The 20,282-nt window shown below is 38.2% G+C and carries 23 protein-coding genes; 10 read left to right on the top strand and 13 right to left on the bottom strand.

Translation table 11 applies throughout. The features are described 5' to 3' along the window. Positions 1-146 precede the first annotated feature (146 nt). The 4 genes from astE to seqA all read right to left on the bottom strand — a co-directional run bounded on the left by astE (position 147) and on the right by seqA (position 4,377). Entirely contained in the window at positions 147-1,214 is a 1,068-nt protein-coding gene (astE, locus tag IV514_RS06395) for a succinylglutamate desuccinylase (protein ID WP_241242233.1), read from the bottom strand. A 147-nt stretch (positions 1,215-1,361) separates the two neighbouring features. Further along, the gene (locus IV514_RS06400) at positions 1,362-2,096 is read right to left on the bottom strand and encodes a GGDEF domain-containing protein (RefSeq protein WP_206484136.1); all 735 of its coding nucleotides are present in this window, start codon (positions 2,094-2,096) and stop codon (positions 1,362-1,364) included. A gap of 79 nt (positions 2,097-2,175) precedes the next feature. Next, positions 2,176-3,822 (bottom strand): phosphoglucomutase (alpha-D-glucose-1,6-bisphosphate-dependent), encoded by a 1,647-nt coding sequence (pgm, locus tag IV514_RS06405; RefSeq protein ID WP_206484137.1) that lies wholly within the window; start codon positions 3,820-3,822, stop codon positions 2,176-2,178. A 12-nt stretch (positions 3,823-3,834) separates the two neighbouring features. Continuing rightward, on the bottom strand, positions 3,835-4,377 hold the full coding sequence (gene seqA / locus IV514_RS06410; RefSeq protein ID WP_206484138.1) for a replication initiation negative regulator SeqA: 543 nt from the start codon (positions 4,375-4,377) through the stop codon (positions 3,835-3,837). 127 nt (positions 4,378-4,504) lie between these two features. Between seqA and IV514_RS06415 the strand changes: the two genes are divergently transcribed. The 5 genes from IV514_RS06415 to fur all read left to right on the top strand — a co-directional run bounded on the left by IV514_RS06415 (position 4,505) and on the right by fur (position 7,170). Further along, complete coding sequence (locus tag IV514_RS06415) at positions 4,505-5,314, top strand: alpha/beta fold hydrolase (protein WP_206484139.1); 810 nt, start codon at positions 4,505-4,507, stop codon at positions 5,312-5,314. A 131-nt stretch (positions 5,315-5,445) separates the two neighbouring features. Next, positions 5,446-5,667, top strand: coding sequence for a DUF2788 domain-containing protein (locus IV514_RS06420; RefSeq protein WP_206484140.1), 222 nt, complete (start codon positions 5,446-5,448; stop codon positions 5,665-5,667). 2 nt (positions 5,668-5,669) lie between these two features. Continuing rightward, positions 5,670-5,951, top strand: coding sequence for a LexA regulated protein (ybfE, locus tag IV514_RS06425; protein ID WP_206484141.1), 282 nt, complete (start codon positions 5,670-5,672; stop codon positions 5,949-5,951). A 21-nt stretch (positions 5,952-5,972) separates the two neighbouring features. Next, positions 5,973-6,500: a flavodoxin FldA gene (gene fldA / locus IV514_RS06430; RefSeq protein WP_206484142.1), complete on the top strand. Its 528-nt coding sequence runs from the start codon at positions 5,973-5,975 to the stop codon at positions 6,498-6,500. A 226-nt stretch (positions 6,501-6,726) separates the two neighbouring features. Further along, entirely contained in the window at positions 6,727-7,170 is a 444-nt protein-coding gene (fur, locus tag IV514_RS06435; protein ID WP_206484143.1) for a ferric iron uptake transcriptional regulator, read from the top strand. A 71-nt stretch (positions 7,171-7,241) separates the two neighbouring features. Here the strand turns inward: fur and IV514_RS06440 are convergent, their stop codons facing one another. The 5 genes from IV514_RS06440 to IV514_RS06460 all read right to left on the bottom strand — a co-directional run bounded on the left by IV514_RS06440 (position 7,242) and on the right by IV514_RS06460 (position 10,348). After that, the gene (locus IV514_RS06440; protein ID WP_206484144.1) at positions 7,242-7,688 is read right to left on the bottom strand and encodes a GNAT family N-acetyltransferase; all 447 of its coding nucleotides are present in this window, start codon (positions 7,686-7,688) and stop codon (positions 7,242-7,244) included. Positions 7,689-7,765: 77 nt separating this feature from the next. Next, a complete protein-coding gene (gene nudC, locus IV514_RS06445; protein WP_206484145.1) occupies positions 7,766-8,737 on the bottom strand; it encodes an NAD(+) diphosphatase in 972 nt (323 codons plus the stop codon). 124 nt (positions 8,738-8,861) lie between these two features. Further along, a complete protein-coding gene (gene arfB / locus IV514_RS06450; RefSeq protein WP_206484146.1) occupies positions 8,862-9,287 on the bottom strand; it encodes an alternative ribosome rescue aminoacyl-tRNA hydrolase ArfB in 426 nt (141 codons plus the stop codon). Positions 9,288-9,343: 56 nt separating this feature from the next. Continuing rightward, a complete protein-coding gene (gene raiA, locus IV514_RS06455; RefSeq protein ID WP_206484147.1) occupies positions 9,344-9,700 on the bottom strand; it encodes a ribosome-associated translation inhibitor RaiA in 357 nt (118 codons plus the stop codon). A gap of 138 nt (positions 9,701-9,838) precedes the next feature. Beyond that, on the bottom strand, positions 9,839-10,348 hold the full coding sequence (locus IV514_RS06460; RefSeq protein WP_206484148.1) for a GNAT family N-acetyltransferase: 510 nt from the start codon (positions 10,346-10,348) through the stop codon (positions 9,839-9,841). 203 nt (positions 10,349-10,551) lie between these two features. Here IV514_RS06460 and IV514_RS06465 point away from each other — a divergent pair, with 203 nt between their 5' ends. From IV514_RS06465 to IV514_RS06475, 3 genes are all read left to right on the top strand, one after another. After that, complete coding sequence (locus IV514_RS06465; RefSeq protein WP_206484149.1) at positions 10,552-10,881, top strand: DUF3718 domain-containing protein; 330 nt, start codon at positions 10,552-10,554, stop codon at positions 10,879-10,881. Positions 10,882-11,047: 166 nt separating this feature from the next. Further along, positions 11,048-12,157, top strand: a complete 1,110-nt coding sequence (locus tag IV514_RS06470) for a 1-acyl-sn-glycerol-3-phosphate acyltransferase (RefSeq protein ID WP_206484150.1) — start codon at positions 11,048-11,050, stop codon at positions 12,155-12,157. Between the two features lie 72 nt (positions 12,158-12,229). Continuing rightward, entirely contained in the window at positions 12,230-13,075 is an 846-nt protein-coding gene (locus tag IV514_RS06475) for an HDOD domain-containing protein (RefSeq protein WP_206484151.1), read from the top strand. 175 nt (positions 13,076-13,250) lie between these two features. Here the strand turns inward: IV514_RS06475 and IV514_RS06480 are convergent, their stop codons facing one another. Next, complete coding sequence (locus IV514_RS06480) at positions 13,251-14,684, bottom strand: hypothetical protein (protein WP_206484152.1); 1,434 nt, start codon at positions 14,682-14,684, stop codon at positions 13,251-13,253. A gap of 133 nt (positions 14,685-14,817) precedes the next feature. On the opposite strand from IV514_RS06480, the gene IV514_RS06485 reads away from it, so the two are divergent. Continuing rightward, positions 14,818-15,747: a hypothetical protein gene (locus IV514_RS06485; protein WP_206484153.1), complete on the top strand. Its 930-nt coding sequence runs from the start codon at positions 14,818-14,820 to the stop codon at positions 15,745-15,747. Here IV514_RS06485 and IV514_RS06490 read toward each other — a convergent pair. Beyond that, the gene (locus tag IV514_RS06490; RefSeq protein ID WP_206484154.1) at positions 15,744-16,058 is read right to left on the bottom strand and encodes an AzlD domain-containing protein; all 315 of its coding nucleotides are present in this window, start codon (positions 16,056-16,058) and stop codon (positions 15,744-15,746) included. The genes IV514_RS06485 and IV514_RS06490 overlap by 4 nt on opposite strands. Continuing rightward, entirely contained in the window at positions 16,059-16,784 is a 726-nt protein-coding gene (locus IV514_RS06495; protein WP_206484155.1) for an AzlC family ABC transporter permease, read from the bottom strand. It lies immediately after the preceding gene. A gap of 318 nt (positions 16,785-17,102) precedes the next feature. Between IV514_RS06495 and IV514_RS06500 the strand changes: the two genes are divergently transcribed. Then, positions 17,103-17,474, top strand: a complete 372-nt coding sequence (locus IV514_RS06500) for a ribosome recycling factor family protein (protein ID WP_206484156.1) — start codon at positions 17,103-17,105, stop codon at positions 17,472-17,474. Positions 17,475-17,546: 72 nt separating this feature from the next. Here IV514_RS06500 and topA read toward each other — a convergent pair whose 3' ends face one another. Then, positions 17,547-20,213 (bottom strand): type I DNA topoisomerase, encoded by a 2,667-nt coding sequence (gene topA, locus IV514_RS06505; protein WP_206484157.1) that lies wholly within the window; start codon positions 20,211-20,213, stop codon positions 17,547-17,549. Positions 20,214-20,282: the final 69 nt, after the last annotated feature.

The following is a 20,282-nucleotide window of genomic DNA, read 5'->3' on the forward strand; positions in this document are numbered from 1 at the left end:
TTGAGATACGTTGTTGTATGTATTAATTTGTATGCGCTAACTTTACCTTTACGTAAACTGAAATACAAGTAGCTAGCGATAATTTGCCTTAACAAGACACTCTAAAGTTATGCCTTTTTTTCGAATATTTATCCAAAAACTAATAATTAAATACTTGTCGGGATCACAGTTAGCAAGGCTCTTTGACCAATAGCCACATGGGCATTTGGGAAAATAATGGCTTCACCCGGTTGTTCCGCTTTTATGACATTATCACCATCATAAGCTAGCACTTCCCCGACCGGAAAATCAGTAAAGTTTTTCACGTCATCAGCAAAGTTTAATTTGAAGTTTTCATGAGTACGATTAATGATTTGTGAAATAACAAAAATATTAAAATCCTTGGCATCGTAGTTTCCCAGTTCAATTTCTTGGCCTGAAATAAAACGCGTCAAAGTTTGTTCAACATCGACAAATTGCGTCATGTCGTTCTCACCGAAAGGTTTTACTTTGCCAAGCTCTACTGTGAAGGCATCAGCGCCAAACTGTCGTGCAGAAAAATAACTAAAAGTGGTTGTCGGTGAATTTGATAATAAAATGGTGTTAACGCCACAGGCTTTTAAAAACTGCAACTGTTGTTTTTTTCTTGGTTGACCATGGGTGTGAGGGTAAACCGCAAATTTATCGTATTTGGCTCCGCGAATAGCGGTATGTAAATCGTAATGATAACGCTGACGCTGCTCACCTGAACCACCCGCTTCAAAAAAATCACGCACGGTATTTTCTAGTAACAACGCACGGTGACGCTCTTTATTTATCAAGCCAGCCCCTTGCCCTTGATCGATAGAGTGGCCGCCAGAAAATAAACGATTCATATTTTCTTCAACAAAGCGCTCGCCAATATTCATCGCAGCAGGGTTACCAAATAAAAATAACACTCGCTCAGCTAACGGCAGCTCTCCCAAAATAAGCTGCTGTACCAATTTGGCGCATATTTCAATTGGTGCAGTTTCATTACCATGAACACCGCTAGACAAAACAATATCTTTTTGTGTTGCTCGGTTAATCGGTTCAAAGACAATAATACCAGTATCAAGTACTGTTACTTTAGCGTGAGTATTAGTTGTTTGATGTGTCACATTGAATGAAAACTGGCTCGCTAATGACCATTCATGCTTGCGTGTTAGTGACAAAAAATCACCCGTACGCTGTAATTGCTGTTGTAGTGTTTCCAAAGCTATTTTTTCGACCAAATTGAATTTGGTCTTATTGTACGAGATCAACGGCAAAATTCGTAGGGCGCAGCGTTATTTTACCCTCAAAAGCGTAAATTAATCTGTACTCTTATTGAAAGTTTCCCCGTAACAATTCAACACTTTACCTTAATTACCTTTAATCTGATGCTTTCCTAGATGTTTTGCATGCATTAACGCATCTTCAACGTCATGCAATATATCCTCAACCGTTTGATCTTTTTGCCATATTTTATAGCCAATAGACATGGTTAATGGTGCAGTATTTGCCATAACTTTTTTGGTGACTTCTGACTGGATTTCATGTGCATACTGGTGAGGATTATCAATAGTATCAAGCTTAACAACCACTAAAAAATTATCATCAAGCCAACGACAAAGTAATGAGGATATTGGCAAAAATTGATTTAAAATTTGTGATACTTGTTTCAATACTTCATCACCTACAATTTGCCCATATAGATCATTGACCTTTTTAAATTCATCTAAATCTAATTGATACACCACAAAGGTTTGCCCTTTACGTTGTGCTTTCTGACACCAAGCAATCAACCTTACTTGTCCAGAACGACGATTAGGTAAGCCGGTGAGCGGATCAATCAGCGCCATTTTTTCTAATGTTCCCGCCATTTGCCCTAATTCAACAATTCGACGATAAGAGAACACCAATAAACTCAAGGAAACCGTTAAGCCTAACGGCACTAACTCATCTAGTTGTAGGTATTGGTAATCAAGTGACGACTGATACAACCATTCTAATGTATCAAAGTAGCCAAAAGCTATCAGCAATATGACATTAACTACGACAATAATAATGAGATCTTTAAGCACCGTAGGCCGATGAATATATTTTTTATGTGGCATTTTTTATTATTATTTAATCATCTTATTAATTGCTTAAATTAGCAGCAAATTGTCCTTTTTACTAATTCTCTACTGGTTATTACAAATTACTTTGTTTGAACACTTGAGCAATGAGCTGCTTTGCATCGGTAATAATGGCCTGTAAATGGCTTTCACTAATAAAGCTTTCGGCATATATTTTATAAATATCTTCGGTACCAGAAGGACGTGCAGCAAACCAGCCATTTTCAGTGGTCACTTTAACTCCGCCAATTGCCGCACCATTACCTGGTGCATGTGAAAGCACGTGCACAATTTTCTCACCAGCCAACAGCTCCTGAGTAACATCTTCAGCAGACAAAGACGTTAACACTTTCTTCTGTTCCAAAGTTGCAACCGCTTCAACACGCCCATAATAAGGTTGTCCCAATTGCTCGACTAACTCAAGGTAATATTGGTGTGGGTCTTTACCAGTAACGGCTAATATTTCAGCCGCTAACAGTGCCATAATAAAACCATCTTTATCCGTGGTCCAACAGCTTCCATCTTTTGCTAAAAATGAGGCGCCCGCACTTTCTTCGCCCCCAAAGGCGTAACTTGCCTGATGTAAACCTTCAACAAACCATTTAAAACCAACAGGTACTTCAGCAAGTGGACTGTCAATTAATTGTGCGACACGATCAATCAATGAGCTAGACACTAAGGTTTTGCCGATTTTACAAGTGGCAGGCCAAGAACGATGCGTCATCAAATAATGAATTGCTACCGCTAAATAATGATTAGGATTCATTAAGCCACCCGATGACGTCACGATACCATGGCGATCAAAATCAGGATCATTACCCACGGCAACATCAAATTTATCCTTCATCGCAATTAAACCAGACATAGCATAAGGGGAAGAACAATCCATACGGATCTTGCCATCTTTGTCTAAAGGCATAAACGCAAAACTTGGATCGACCACCTGATTGACAATATGTAAGTCAACTTGATAGGTTTTTGCTATTTCAGGCCAATAATGAATACCCGAACCACCAAGTGGATCTACACCAATTTTTACTCCAGCTTTTGCAATAGCTGCCATATCAACAACCTGTGACAGTTGTTCAACATAAAACTGTATAAAGTCCTGTTTTTGTAACAGCGGTGACGCTAACGCTTGCGAGTAACTTGCTTGCCTGACATCCAACATGCCTCGGGCAATAATATCATTGGCGCGTTTCTCAATGATGGCTGTGACCTCACCCTCTGCTGGTCCGCCATGCGGAGGGTTGTATTTAATACCACCATCAGCAGGTGGATTGTGCGACGGAGTAATAATAATGCCATCAGCTTGTTGCTCAGATGATTTATTATGCTCAATGATCAAGCGTGAAATAACAGGTGTTGGGGTGAAACCTTGGTCTGATTGGATCGCCACCGTAACATGATTGGCAATTAATACCGTTAATGCCGTTGCAAACGCCGGCTCTGACAGCGCATGCGTATCTTTTCCTAAAAATAAAGGGCCTTGAAAGCCTTGCTCAGTACGATATTCAGCTATGGCCTGACAAATTGCTGCAATGTGATGCTCATTAAAACTCGACTTTGATGCACATCCACGATGGCCCGAGGTGCCAAAAGTCACTCGCTGGCTAACTTCCATCATATCGGGTTGTTTAAGATAATAATGGCTCACCAGTTGAGGAATATTCTCCCTATCTTCAGCGCTTGCTAGTTTTCCCGCCATAGGATGTACTGACATATTGTTTCCTTTTTATAATAAGTCGCGAATTTGCTCTATTTCTGCTTGCTGATAACCCAGTGCTTTTGCCACTTCAGTGATCATCATTTTTTTACGAGTGGTGTTAGAATTGGTCATCACCCAGTATGAGCTATCGGGGATTTGTCTTGGTTTAGTGCTACTACCACTTGCCGCTAATTCCTGTTCAGAACGAGCAAAATACAAACGATCACGGCCACGAATATCAATAACCACTGAAAAACTGTCACTATGAACCCGGTGTAATGCCGATAATATCAGTAAAAATCGACCAACCACGCCACGCTGTGTTGCTAGTTCTTCTTTGTTAATATAATGAAAAACAGAGCCTGATGCTTGTTTGACTTGTGCTACCTGTGACTGCGTATTACTAACTAAAACAGTATCAATGTGTTTAGGTTTGGTTTTATTAGCGCTATTGTTTTCAGCTGGCAGAGATAATAATCGTCTGAGTATGGAAGATGCACTTTCGCCGATGTATTGAGTCTGAGAGGCTAGATATTGATAAAGTTCTTCATCTATTTCTATATGTTTCATTCATATACCTAATAATTACTTTTGCGCGCAAGATTATACTGAGCTTACAGCAAAGTCTCTAGACTTATATCAAAATGGATGAAATTTTTTGTATAATAGCGTCACCAATCTTTAATGTAGAAAAACCATGGCAGTGCTTCATTACCAACAATCAGGCTCTGGTCAGCCTATTGTCTTAATTCATGGATTGTTTGGCAGCTTAGAAAATTTAAACATGGTGGCGAAAGGGCTCACCGATAACTACCGTGTCATTAATATTGATGTTAGAAATCATGGCGCTTCATTTCATGAAAATAACATGGCATACCCAGTCCTTGCACAAGATGTTATCGATACCTTAAATCACTTAGCGATTGATAGTTGTGCGATTTTAGGCCACTCAATGGGCGGAAAAATCGCCATGCAGATGGCCTTAGATTATCCAGAACGCGTTGAAAAGCTCATTGTAGCTGATATTGCACCGGTGGCTTATCCGCCCCATCATAACCAAATTATTGCGGGGTTATTAGCAATAGATATTGACAATATCAGCACCCGGCAACAAGCTGACCAACAACTAGCACCATATGTTAAAGAGGCAGGAGTACGACAATTTTTATTGCGTAATATCACGAAAAAAACCGATTCAAGTCAGCTAAAATTTAAATGTAACTTAGCTAATATCGCGCACTGTTATCATCAAATAGTTCAAGTTTATCAAGGAGATAAGGTATTTAATAAAGCGTGCCTGTTTATAAAGGGTGGTGACTCAAATTATATCACTCGTGAGCATCAGGCAGCTATACAAGCAATATTTCCCCACAGTAAAGCGAAAATCATACAAGGGGCTGGTCACTGGCTTCATGCAGAAAAAACCGTCGCCTTTAATAAAATAGTGAATGATTTTCTCGCTCAGGGTTCAATTTTCTGCGAAAAACGTGAAAAAAACATGTCATAGAAAGCAAACTGATTTTATTGTGATCAAAATCAATACAATTTGCCTCAAATACAATACATTTACAGGTAAAAATTATGTGTTTCAGCGCAAGCAATATGCTATAGTCCCGCCTGAATTTTTTTGGGTGAACTATGCTTGCAGAACATTTTGTACTAATTGAAACGATTGGACTCAATCTATTTTTTGCTTTTATATTTATTTTCATAGGCTTATCTATTCATGATGTCATGAAAAAAAATGACGTACCTAAACTTGGCCAATACGTTGTGTATTTTGTCTTGTTTCTTGGTTGTGCAGGATTTATCGCCAAAGGAATAATTCAATTTGTTTGGGAAAGCCAAGGTGTAGGTTAACAATGGCGAAGCAAATATCAGATGTAACAACCATCGATTTATTTAGTGATGACAAACGACCGGGGCGGCCAAGAACCAATCCTCACTCACGTAGTGTACAGGTCAAAATAAATAAGCGAAATCAGGTAAAGCGCGATAAAAGCAACGGCTTAAAAAGAGTTGAATTTAAGATGCATCAAGACCTGATCGAACAATTAGATGCGTTAGCTAAACGTACGAATTCAAATCGTAGTGAGTTAATTGAATCTCTGCTAGTGAAAGCATTAGCATTAAACGAAAATTAAAGTATTAAAGGTTATATCTCAATGGCAATTGTAGGTTTATTTTTCGGTAGTGATACAGGCAATACCGAAGCAGTCAGTAAAATGATCCAAAAGAAATTGGGTAAAAAACTGGTTGATGTGAAAGACATCGCCAAAAGCACTAAAGAAGAGATCGCAGAGTTTGATCTTATTATTCTAGGTATCCCCACGTGGTACTACGGTGAAAACCAATGTGATTGGGATGACTTTTTGCCTGAACTAGAAGAAATTAATTTCACTGATAAATTAGTCGCGATATTTGGCTTAGGTGATCAAGAGGACTATGCCGAGTATTTTTGTGATGCTATGGAACCACTTCGTGATATTTGTGAATCAAAAGGCGCAATTATTGTGGGTAACTGGCCAAACGAAGGTTATGAGTTTGAAGCATCTAAAGCATTGATAGACGAAAATACCTTTATTGGTTTATGTATCGATGAAGATCGCCAACCGGAACTGACCGAAGAACGCGTAGATAAATGGGTCAACCAAATTTATGATGAAATGTGTTTAGCAGAATTAGCTGACTAACTCGTTTTCACACCTCAAAGAAAGCCTACATTTTATGTGGGCTTTCTTACTTTTACGCCGCTAATAAATCAACTAAAATCAATAAGCTGATTAGCTAATACGCATTTATTGGTCAATCTTCATTAATCGCTGTCCTAAATCGCTTTTCTTTACAATTAGGACTTTCAACCAATCCAAAATACCCCTATAATTTTTATTCTATTGTTGATAAACGAGAAGTCACTGTATGGCAGATCAAAATGAAGAGCTAAAAAGAGCTGGATTAAAAATTACTCTGCCTAGAGTAAAAATATTAACCATTCTACAAGATCCTGATAACCAGCATATTAGTGCTGAAGATGTTTATAAAATTTTATTGGATCAAAATGAAGAGATTGGTTTAGCAACAGTCTATCGTGTGTTAAACCAGTTTGATGATGCCGGTATTGTCACTCGCCACCACTTTGAAGGTGGTAAATCTGTCTTTGAATTGAGCCACAAGCAACATCATGATCATTTAGTTTGTTTGAAATGTGGCAAAGTTGTTGAATTTGAAGATTCAGTCATTGAACAACGCCAAGAAGATATTGCTCATACACATAATATTAAGTTAACCAATCACAGTTTATACTTATATGGGGAATGTGAAGACAAAAATGCCTGTGAAGAATTTAGGCAGTCCAATCATTAACGGCAAATAATTTGTTAAGCGCCTTTACTGGCGCTTTTTATTAACTGTAATTATCTCTCTAAACGACTTTGCTAGCTATTAGCAGGTTGCCAGCGCATTTGATATTCTAGCTCATTTTTCCCTTCAACCACAAAACCATAACGCTGGTATAACCGTAATGCAGGGTTTTTCAGCAACACGTTTAGCGTAATAAATAAATCACGTTCCTGTGCTTTTTGTTGAAGCAAACTGAGGACTTGGCCGCCAATTCCCTGATTGTGACAATCAGGCATAAGTTGAAATTGTCTAATATGGATCCGCTCTGCCAAATGAGCAATTTTGATCAAACCTATTGGTTGTGCATTTTTATTGATAATAAACGAATCATTAAAAAACTCCATAATACGATCTTTATGCTGCTGATCCGTTAAATTAAGCCCAGCGTTGGCTAAATGGTTATCCATCGATTGCTTTCTCAAATTTAATAAAAAAGCAATATCTTCATGTTGTGCTCGGCGAAAGGTAATGATCGTTTTCATTTAAAAAATAGCGAGATACCATAGTATAAAATTAAATAGTACAAGAATAGTTAATGGTTTTTCCATCACTATCATCGTTAATTTCTTGCTAACCAAAGATCTATTAAGTGACGAGCGATTGACTCTTTCCGAGGCATTTGTGTATTAGTATTATCCTCTCCCCATTCAGAAAACTGTTCAACCTCTTGTGCAGTATACCAACGAGCGTCTGTCAATTCATTTGGATCAATCGTAATGGTATCAGTTACCGCTTTCGCGATAAAACCTATCATGATCGAATGAGGAAATGGCCAAGGCTGAGATGCAATATACTCGACTTGCTCAACTTCAATACCAGCTTCTTCAAAAACCTCTCTTTTCACCGCTTGTTCTAGTGACTCTCCTGGATCGACAAATCCTGCAAGCGTACTCACTAAATTTTCTGGTAAACGATGATGAGCAGCTAGCAAACACTTTTTCGGCTGATTAGGTTTTACTAACTCCACTAGCATGATAACCGCGGGATCAGTTCGAGGAAACACCGGCTTTTGACATTTTTCATCAAGACATTGTCGGCTATGCCCTGCTTCAACACTTTGTGTTGCATGACCACAACAGCCACAAAAAAGCGCGCTCTGATGCCAAAGAGAAAGCGCTCTACCATACGCCAAATTAGCGGCTAGATATTTATCTAAGCGAGCAACAAAATGACGAAAGTTGTGATATTCAACAGTGATAGGGTTTGGCAGGCAATGCTGACGTAAAAACTTTGTTGCGCTATCAATATCGGTAAACTGTTGTGATAAATCACAAATAAACACAGGGCTATCATGTAAGGTTTCACAGCCTAAAAAATAGCAAATTTTCATTAATTGCTTTAATGAAAAATTGAGTTCACAGGCAGACAGTGTTAATGCTTCATGAGCAATAAAAAAATAATCGCCCTGCCAGATAGGAATAAAACGACTCGCGTCATTAGCTAATTGCGCGCGGATCCAATCATTTGATTTTCGTTCACTATTATTTCGTGCTAATGACATATGAGTTAATGCTAACGCTTGCTCTGTCATACGTTCTCCCTATTGTAATTTTGTACATCACTCAGCCTACTACAATTAATGTACTATCGTATACTTTATTAGGGTAAGTTGTTCTTTATGGTATAAATTTGTTCAAACTGTCACGTTATACTTTTTAGTATTTTAACTTTGAGCGCATTGATTTTTTTTGGCTATGTTGCGATTTCTTTTCTAATCGTCTACGTATCGATGATTTACTAGGTTTAGTGACTCTGCGTTTTTTTGGTGGCTTAGAATGAGCAGCAATCAATTCATTTAAACGGGTTAAGGCGTCCAAACGGTTCTGCTCTTGTGTACGGTATTGCTGTGCTTTGATGATGATCTCACCTTGTTTATTAATGCGGCGATCATTTAACGCGAGTAACCGTTGTTTGATTGGCTCAGCTAAGCTTGAGTTTGCAATATGAAATCGTAAATGAATAGCTGAAGACACTTTATTAACATTTTGACCTCCAGCCCCTTGTGACCTGATCGCCGTAATTTCTACTTCATCTATGTCAAAAAAAAATTCATCTTGCACGGTTATGTTGCTCTTAATCATGGGTAAGATCAAAAACAGGGGCTCTGGCCCCTGTTTTATCAATCAGTTTGGTTACTTTAACCTAAATTTAATGCCTGCACTTTCTCATGGGCAATTTCAGGTGATGTAGTATTCGGTTTGCTATGTAAGTTTGCTTTTAATTGTCCTTTTCGATGTTTCAACGCAGAGTCTAGTTTTTTTGTTGCGCTTGCAATCGCTGGATACATGATCTCTTCGGTTGATGAAGCAGCAACTTTTGCTCCTTCATATTTTGTACTAAGTTCGATACGGTGTTTACCATGCTCTTTCGCTATAATAACCTCTAAAGCAATCAGGGTAGGAAAGTGGGTGGCTATTTTTGAAAACTTTTCTTGAATATGCTCTCTAATTGAATCAGTAACTTCTACATGGTGACCAGAAATATTAATTTTCATAGTTGTTCCTTTTTTTGTTGTTACTCAGTATAAGACTTGGGGTTAAACAGTAAAAACGCAAGTCAAATATGAAAAAACTTTGACGAACATCATCAAGCGATTATTTTTACAACAAAAATAGTTTAAACAACCAGCAAACTAGAACGCTAAATCGAATAACTTCACTGACTCTTGTTGCGTGGGCAAACTGATATTCTGCTGGTAAGAAAAACCGAGTTTAGTTAATAAGCCAATTGATGCCTTATTGTTTGGATGACAAATAGCTTGTAAATGCGTTATCCCTAATTGCTCATGAGCGTGTTTTAACACCGCTACTGAAGATTCGTATCCAAAGCCTTGCTTACAATACTGAGTTAAAAAAGCAAAACCCAATTCTGGATGCATGATACCGTCACGTTTAATTAAACCCGATAAACCAATCGCTTGGTCGTTATCTTTTCGTACACAACAATACAAACTATAACCTAGGGTGCTTTGCATTGCTAAAGGACCTGAGTCGATATAGTTAATGGCATTGGACAAATTTCTAACACCTTTATCTCCTATATTAGTCAAAAACGCAGGTTCGTTTAATAACGCTAATATCATCTGGGCATCATTATGTGTGAGTAACCTTAAGTACATTCTTTGCGTTTCAATAGTATTCACTCACTACTCCCAATTACATTCATCATTGACCAAAATAAAAAACACTAAAACTTAGTGATTTTGACTAAATATGGAGACACCCTCAAATAGTCTAACTTTTTTATTCATAGATAAAAATTATTAACCATTTGTTTTATATAAACATTTAAAGTTTGGCATTATCACTGCTATAGCTACTGTGAAGCATAGATAGGAGTACAACCATGAAACTTATGACTAAAATTTTAACCACTAGTGCAATCACATTAACATTTGCAGGCATCGCAAATGCAGCTACTTTCACCGCCAATGATCATTCGCCCGCGACACAATTGTGCATGAAAGCAGCATCTGGCAACCTTGCTGCTTTTGCCTCTGCGGTAAAAAGCTCAGGTTACAGTAAACAATTTGTTGTTTACAACATAAAGTGTAATGATAAAAACATTACTGACTTTGTTGCACAACACAGTCAATCACCGGAAAAAATGCTCAAATTAATCAATCAAGGGCGACATTTTGGTAAAGTAAGTATCACCGATATCGCCGCATTATAACCCAATTTATTTAATCATATTTTCTCTGTTATTTTATACAGCCAGATTATCTGGCTGTTTTTTCTTTAGCAATAAGCAAATTCTCACAGATAAACCATTCCATCACTAAAAGCTTTAACGTTATAATAACGACAAGTAAGTGCTAATTTTCCTGAGAAATAACAGAATGTTCGATGACATACGTCCTTATCACGATGATGAGGTCAATCAAATAGTTAATCAACTCATTAATGAGGTTGAACTACAATCTTCTATCGCGCAATTTTCCATGCCAAAGATCAAGAAATTTTGGCCTAGTTTGGCTAATTTTTTAGTCAAATATTCATTAAAAAAGCGTGTCAAACACTTACATACTATCAATGATATTCAGCAAGAAGTTGCCAAATACGTTAATAAAATCATTAAACAAACCACCGATGGTTTTACTTTTGATGGCATAGAAAATGTCAGCACAGATAAGCCGTGCTTATTTATCAGTAATCACCGTGATATTGTACTGGATGTCGCTCTGGTAAACTATGCACTGCATCAAAGTCATTTTGATACTGTTGAAGCTGCTGTTGGCGATAACCTACTGAGCAAGAGCTGGGTTGCTGATTTAATGCGTATCAACAAAAGCTTTATTGTTAAGCGCAGTGAAAAAACTAAACGAGCCATGCTTAATGCATCTAAGCAATTATCAGCATATATCTATCACAGCCTAACGGAGAAAAACCAACATATTTGGATAGCACAAAAGGAAGGCCGAGCCAAAGATGGCATCGATAAAACCAATGCAGCGCTGATCTCTATGTTGTTATTAAACAAAGCTAAAGATACCGCTATTAGCGATTACCTTAATCAACTCAATATCATCCCTGTGGCGATTTCCTATGAATATGATCCCTGTGATCATGATAAAGCCAAAGAGTTAGCAGAAAAAGAAGCAACTGGTCGATACGAAAAACAAGAGCATGAAGATCTTAAAAGTATCACCCAAGGTATGCTAGGCTATAAAGGTAAGGTTCATTTATCATTTTGTCCCGCGATTACTGGTGATTTTGCCGATAGTAAAGCAATTGCTTCAGCAATTGATAAGCAAATAATCAATCATTATCAGTTATATGAAAGTAACCTCAGTGCTTACCAACAACTGAGCAAAAATAGTGATCAACAGCAGTCATCACTTGAACAAATCACTACAAGAATGTCACAACTAAACAAAGAACAACAACATTGGTTATTAACTATGTATGCCAACCCTGTTATTGCCAAGAAAACATTAGAGCAACAATAAGTTTGATATAAAACAATTCTTTTTTCTAAAATATTTATATACTAAATGTAAATATAAAATAAAGGAGTGCGGATGCTAAATCTAGATACACAACAAATGCAAAAAGTTGTCTCAAGCTTCCAAGTCCCCATTAAGCCTGACATCTTAACCAGTATTCAAGAGTTAATGAATGAAGAAGAGCCCGATATCGCTCAAATTTCACAGCTCATTGCCAATGATGTTGGTATGTCATCCACCATATTAAAAATTATTAATTCTCCATTTTACGGGATGAACAGAAGAATATCTGATATAAAACAAGCAGTCATGATGCTTGGCCTAACCACAATTAATAGCTTAGTCATGGCACTCTCATTAAAGGAGTCCTTTAAAGGGCAAGCGTCAATTTCACTTGAACGCTTTTGGGATGACTCTATGGATGTTGCTAACGCTATGTTATTCCTTGGTCAAAAAGTCAAAAGTGAACTCCCTCCTGACGAACTTTACACACTAGGGCTCTTTCATAATTGTGGCATTGCCCTGTTAGCCTTAAAATATAGCGATTACAAAAATACTCTTATTGAAGCAAATAATACCCAAGTTAACTCTATTGCACTTGAAGAAGAAAAATACCAAACCAATCATGCAGTACTTGGTTACTTTGTCGCAGCTTCTTGGAACTTACCGACAAAACTTTGTCAGATGATCTTAATCCATCACGATTTTCAAGCAATGAAAAGTGAGCAAGACAGTCAGCTAGCTCTCAGTTTAGCTGTACTAAAAGCGGCTGAAGAGTTGGTAGCTAAAGCTAAACGTCATCATGAGTCATATGATTGGCCTGAGATAAAAGAATTCGTGCTCGATACCGTTGGCTATTCAGAAGTTGACTTTGCCGATATAGAAGATGACTTTGTCGATCTTTTTAATGAAGTAAAATAATACCGCCAGGAAAACATAAAAAACCGCCGTTAGGCGGTTTTTTATCTACAAGATGTACGGTCAGTTTTTATATTCCAGACAAAAACTAACTATCTACATCCATGTAAGCAGTGTCACGATAACATGGCTGTGAAGGAGTGCCTATATTAATCAATTCGCTTATCAGACAATTACCTTACTGGTGACGATAAAATACTGACATCGCTTGATACAGTGAATATAAATCGACTTTTGAGCCAACCGCATACGGTGAGTGAATTGATAAAATAGGCACACCAAAATCAATCACTTCCATATTATCATTTGATAAATCACTACCTATAGTGCCACCAGATGCTTTACCTTTATAGGTAGAGGTCTGCCACTGGATATTGCTGTTATCTAAATAATTACGCGTCCACGCCATATATTCAGAGTTCGCATTAAACCCGCCACCATACAGCTTAAGGTTCACCCCTTGGCCTAGTCGAGGAGCATTACCTAATTCCCAAACGCCTGCCCAACTTGGATTAACACCAGGGTTAACATCAGCAGAAATCACTTTAGTATTTCTCAGCATTTTTCGTAGGAAATAATCGTTATAGTTATCACCTTTGTCGTGATATAAAAGTGAGCTCATTAAATCAACTAAATAACTTGAGCTGGCACCGGTATTATTGATATTCCCTACTTCTTCATTATCAACTAAATATGCGATAGAGGTATATTCTGGCGTATCTTGTTCCATAATGGCATACACAGCGGCAATTGAAGATGCTTTATCATCATGACCATAAGCTGCGATCATACTGCGATCTAAACCAACATCACGTGGCTTAGTCGCAGGTACTAAGGCTAACTCGGCTGAGACTAAGTCTTCTTCACTGATATCGTACTGCTGCGCTAAATAGTCAGATACCACATCTTTAATTTTTTTCTCAAAATCTGGTTTTGATGCAATGATAACATCAAGCTCTTCTTTTTTGATCACGTCACGGCTGGTTCTTTTACGGTTTGGATGATCAACATGAGGTGCAAGGTCTGGCACCATTAAAACAGGATCATTTTCATCAAAACCAACGGAAATATTGACCACAGAACCATCTTTTTTATCAACACGACCAACAAGTGCTAAAGGAATGTTGACCCATTGATACGTTTTAATACCACCGTGTACATAGGTTTGAAATAAGGCAAACTGTTGTTTTTCGTAAAGAGGACGACCTTTTAACTCAAGTCGTGGTGAATCAATATGAGCCCCCACGATACGAGCACCTTTTTCAAGCGCTTGTTTACCAATAACAATCAGTGAAATAGTGCGATCACGGTTAACATCATAAAAGCGTGCACCTGGTGTTAACTTGCTATTATCCGTTAAACGTTTAAAACCCTGTTTTTCAACACGCTTGATGGTTTCTTTAACAAAGGTTAATTCAGTTGGCGCACGATAAATAAATTCTTTATAGTTTTGAGCATAAGCTTCAACCTGCTGCAGTTGTTTTTTTGATAGGGTTAACCAGCTAGATTCATGCTTTTTCTTTGTATCTACCGATTCAGTGGCATTGCTCAGTGATGAAAACGATAATGCACTAATAATGGCAATATTTGTAAGAGTTGTTCTAAATTTCATAGGGTTATTATTTCTCTTGAAAAGACTCACAATAATGATAAAAGCTATTAGCCAGCGATGACAAGTCAAATTGGCTTATATACGATTAATTGACTAAATATAGAGATAAAATAGATTTTCAAAGGAATAATAGATGAAACTGATAACCAGCTCTTGTATATGGAATAAAGGTGCCCACAATGCATTTACCGATTTATGTGAATATAACGGTCAGTATTTTTGCTGCTTTCGTCAAGCTCAAAAACATGTCAGTAGTGATGGTATCATTCAAGTACTGGTCTCAGATAATCTTACCGACTGGCGCCTCTCTAGCACAGTTAGAGAAAACAATTTCGACTTGCGAGATCCGAAACTTTCGGTTACTCCATCAGGCAAACTTGGGTTACTTTATGGGAAAGTACAACGAAACAAACATAAAACAACATTTTTACAAAGCGCATTTTGTCAATCTACTAATGGGATCACTTGGTCAGCAAGTAAGTTAATCGCTAAACAGAGTCAATGGTTGTGGCGATTATCTTGGCATCAAGGACAAGCTTATGGCATTAGCTATGGTGAGCAAAAAACCATGTTATATAAAGGTCAGCCAAATGGTACTTTAGATTGTATAGACGATAATTTATTTTCAAAACAACGCTATGGTAAAGGCTACCCAAATGAAAGCGATATTGTGTTTCTGCCAGATAATAGTGCACTCGCTATTTTAAGAAGAGATGCAGATACCTGCACAGCACAATTAGGGCGAAGTAAATATCCTTACACACAATGGCAATGGTTTGATTTAAAACAATATATCGGCGGGCCGGCCCTGATCAGATATAATGATCAAGTCATAGTAGCGGGTCGATCATTTTCCTCAGCGCATGGCTGTAAGACCTGCCTTTGGCAGGTAAACTTACAAAATAATCAAGTGGAAAAACTATTAACATTACCTTCAACTGGAGACACAAGCTACCCAGGTCTACTGATCAAGGATACGCAATTAATTGTCAGTTATTACTCCGAACACCAAGCAAATAAATCCTCAATATTTTTGGCGAAAGTGCAACTGAAGACAAGCTAATTCATCAGTAAGCGTAGAGCGACAAACACAGCAACACTGCTAAATAAAGTCAGGTATATACTTTTAGTTTTTGCTGCAACCAATAAAGCAATTGTTGCAGCAATTAAGTAGGGATTGGTGACGCTTAATGCTAGCTGATTATCTTGTATTAAGATGATCGGCAGCCAGATAGCTGTTAATACAGCAGGCGCACTAAAGCTTAAAAAACTAACCATTTTAGCACCTAACCGAATTGGCAATTTAGGATGAATAAATAAATAGCGCGTAGTAAATGATATCAACGCCATAAGCATGATAGTCACTAATGTCATCTAATTTCCCCCTGCGTGGCGCTGTATTTGACGACGTTTTTGTATTCTATCTGTTAAATAACCACCATACATACCTAATAACGCAGCCAGCACTAAATCTAATTCCAACTGATATAACTTAAAAACTACTGACAATCCCCCTGAAACAATCACCGTTACTAACACAGGTAAATTAGTTATCGTCGGCACCACTAAAGCAATAAATGTCACAGCAATAGCAAAGTCTAAGCCCAAATTAGTTAAATCAGGTAAGAAGCTACCTGCAAAAATACCGATAACATTCCACACCAGCCAGCAGACATAAAAACTCCCTCCTGCTGCTAAGGCATAACATAACCTGACAGTGCCTTTAAAAGCACGGTGATGATGTGATAATGCAAATAATTCATCCGTTAATAAGAATCCTAAAGGATAGCGCCAAGAACCAGCAAGGTTTTTCATTTTATCACGCATTGCCAAACCGTATAAAAAATGCCGAGAACTAATAATGAAGGTGGTAAATAAAATTGTTGCCAACGAAGCATTCGCTCCTATGAGCTCAGTTGCTACCAGTTGAGCGGAGCCTGCAAATACTATCATTGGCATCAACAGCGCTTCTAATACACTAAAATCCCTTTGAATGGCCAGTGAACCGCATAAAATCCCCCAGGGGATGACCGCTAAATTCAAAGGTAACATATCCATAAAGCCTTTCATTAAAGCTTTTTTTATTGCTAGCGCTTGCATGCTTATCTCTTTAAAGAATGTCTTAAAAAGTCGATATTTCCGTCACAATGATGAATCTATTGAAACATCACACCTAACTGTTCCATAGTACCAAATGATTGATTAAATAAATCAGCCTATTGTAGCTCTTATTATTAAAAGTGTCACAGCAACCACTTTCAATAACAGTAGGCTTTAAATAGTTTATTGAACCACCAAGCTACCATATAATGTGTCCCTTAATAGAAGGTGCAGCAAAAAATTGCTGACCGTTGAATATAGCCTAATAACTGACTAAAATAAGGACTTTTATTTGCTCATCCGATCCTTAAACCCATTATGCTAAAGCAAGTAACCATTATACTTCCTTCTTTTTTAAGACGCGTATTACGCGCTTATGCATTAAAGGCGCATATTCGTGAGCATGGCTGTGAGCTAACCCGCATAGGACGTTCAAGAAACTGGCAACTGATTGCTTCACCGGAGCAGATCAATGAGGTCATCAATTTAATTGAACAGACTAACGAAGATTCTTGGCAATGGGTAGCAAAAAAACTGAAACAAGATAATCAAAAGCTCAGCCATCAGCACTTACTTGGTATTGCCAAAAAAAATGATGGCATCACCATTAATGAATTAGTTGCTAAAACCGACTGTACCGTCATTGAGGCAAGAAAAGTAATTGATGAAGTTGAATGGTTAGATGAGTAACCCCCCGGTAAAATAGCTTTAATAAAAAAGCACCTTGATGGTGCTTTTTTGTTTGTCTTAGTGTGTAGAACTTTAAGCTTTCTTTTTAGCCTTTGGCTTGGCTTTCGCCTTAGTCGCTTTTTTCTTGGCTAAGGTTTCAACCCACTTACCGTCTTGATAAACCGCTGTCCAACCGGTTGCTTTACCTTCCACTTCCGTCATCACATATTGAGACTTATTTTTTCGGCTATAGCGCACAATCGCTAAATTACCTTCAGGATCTTGCTCTGGAGCATCCGCCAAATAATGAAATTTTGGCGAGATACGATCACGAAAACGCTTTAACTCAGCCACTTTCGGCGCTCTTGTTTCTCTCGAACGAGGAAAAGTACTCGCGGCGAGGAAAATACCTGCAGCACCATCTCTTAAAACAAAGTGTGCATCAGATTTTTCACATAATAATTCAGGTAACTGCACCGGATCTTCTTTAGGTGGCGCAGCTTCACCGTTTGCTAATAGCTTACGAGTATTTTTACAATCACTATTAGTACAGTCAAAGTACTTACCAAAACGACCATTTTTCAATTCCATATCCGCATGACAACGATCACATTCAAGCACAGGGCCATCATAACCTTTGATCTTAAAACTGCCCTGCTCTAATTCATAACCATCACAGACAGGGTTATTACCACAAACATGTAACTTACGCTTTTCATCAATTAAATAGCTGTCCATTGCAGTAGAACATTTAGGGCAACGATGCATGGCTCTTAATGCTTCTGTTTCCTGGTCTTCTGCTAACACGCTTACCGCTTCTTCACCCGGCGTTAAATTCATGGTGGTGGTACAACGCTCTTTTGGTGGTAAAGCATAGCCAGAGCAACCAAGAAACACGCCTGTTGATGCCGTTCTTATTCCCATTTTTCGACCACAACTTGGGCAATCTATATCCGTTATTACCGGTTGATTACTGCGCATTCCCCCTTCTTCTGAAGGTTTATCGGCATTGGCTAGTTGTTTAGTAAAATTCTTATAAAACTCATTAAGTACATCCTTCCACGGAACATGGCCTTCAGCAATTTCATCAAGCTCTTGTTCCATTTCTGCAGTAAAGTTATAACTCATTAAGTTTTCAAAACTTGTTGATAAACTATCGGTGACAATTTCACCCATTTTCTCGGCGTAAAAGCGTTTTTTATCTAAACGGACATAGCCCCGATCCTGAATGGTTGAAATAATAGAAGCATAGGTTGATGGACGGCCGATAGAACGCTTTTCAAGTTCTTTAACTAAAGAGGCTTCACCATAACGTGCTGGCGGCTTAGTAAAGTGTTGCGTTGGATCTAACTTTTCTAAACTCAGTTTTTCCCCTACGGCTAAGTCAGGCAGATGAGTATCTTTATCACCTTTTGACATTTGAGGGTGAACTTTTGTCCAACCATCAAATTGCATCACCCGGCCTTTAGCTTTTAAATCAAAACCAGCCGCACCAACGGTAATCGTACTAACGGTATAACGAGCAGCCGTCATTTGACAAGCAACAAACTGTCGCCAAATAAGTTCATAAAGCTTTTTACAATCAGGGTCTAATTTATCAATAAATGCCGCTTCTAATTTCACATTTGAAGGACGAATTGCCTCATGCGCCTCCTGCGCATTGGCTTTACTACCATAAGTTTTTGCTTTTTCAGGCAAATAATTATCACCAAAATTTTCACTGATGTACTCCCGGCACATCTCGATAGCATCTTTACTTAAATTAGTTGAATCGGTTCGCATATAAGTAATATGCCCCGCTTCATACAGCTTCTGGGCTAACCCCATGGTACGTTTAACACCGTAACCTAATTTTGTACTCGCTGCCTGTTGCAAAGTAGAAGTAATAAAAGGTGCAGAAGGAGAACTCTTTGACGGTTTATCATCACGTTTACTGACCACGTAATCAGCAGGTTGCAATAATTTAACCGCCGCGGTGGCTTGAGCTTCATTCTTTGGTTTAAATGCTTTACCGTCTTGATGGGTAACATCTAAAATTAATGGCTGCTTATCCTTTGTTGTCGTCTCGGCACTAATTTCCCAAAACTCTTGCGGATCAAACGCTTTAATTTCACGCTCTTTTTCAACGACGAGCTTCACGGCTACTGATTGCACGCGACCAGCAGATAAGCCTCGGGCTACTTTTTTCCACAACAATGGGCTGACCATAAAGCCCACTACTCGATCTAAAAATCGACGCGCTTGCTGGGCATTGACCCCAGGCATACTTAATTCACTTGGTGCTGAGAATGCTTGTTGGATCGCATTTTCGGTGATTTCATTAAAGACAACGCGTTTATATTTATCTTCTTCACCGCCGATAATTTCTTTTAAGTGCCAAGCAATGGCTTCTCCCTCACGGTCCAAATCGGTCGCGAGATAGACAGTGTCAGCTTTTTCAGCGAGCTTTTTCAGTTCAGCAACAACCTTTTCTTTACCAGGAAGAATTTGATAATCCGCTTGCCAATCTTTATCAGGGTCAATCCCCATACGGTTAACTAATGCTTGTTTATCACGTTTCGCCTTATATTTTGCTTTTTCTTCAGGCGCCATTTTTCGTACTTCAGCGGGCGATTTAGTTGCAGCCTTTTTTCCAGTACTGCCGGTGGGGAGATCGCGAACATGACCAACACTCGACTTAACCACAAAGTTTTTACCGAGATATTTGTTAATTGTCTTAGCTTTTGCAGGTGACTCGACAATTACCAGAGATTTTGACATATATTTTTTCAATCCTACTTTTGGCTGACAAACTGAGTCAGCATGCAATATCGTTTATCTGTAACTAAA

The sequence above is a fragment of the Thalassotalea sp. G2M2-11 genome, assembly GCF_017168195.1.
Lineage (GTDB): Bacteria > Pseudomonadota > Gammaproteobacteria > Enterobacterales > Alteromonadaceae > Thalassotalea_E.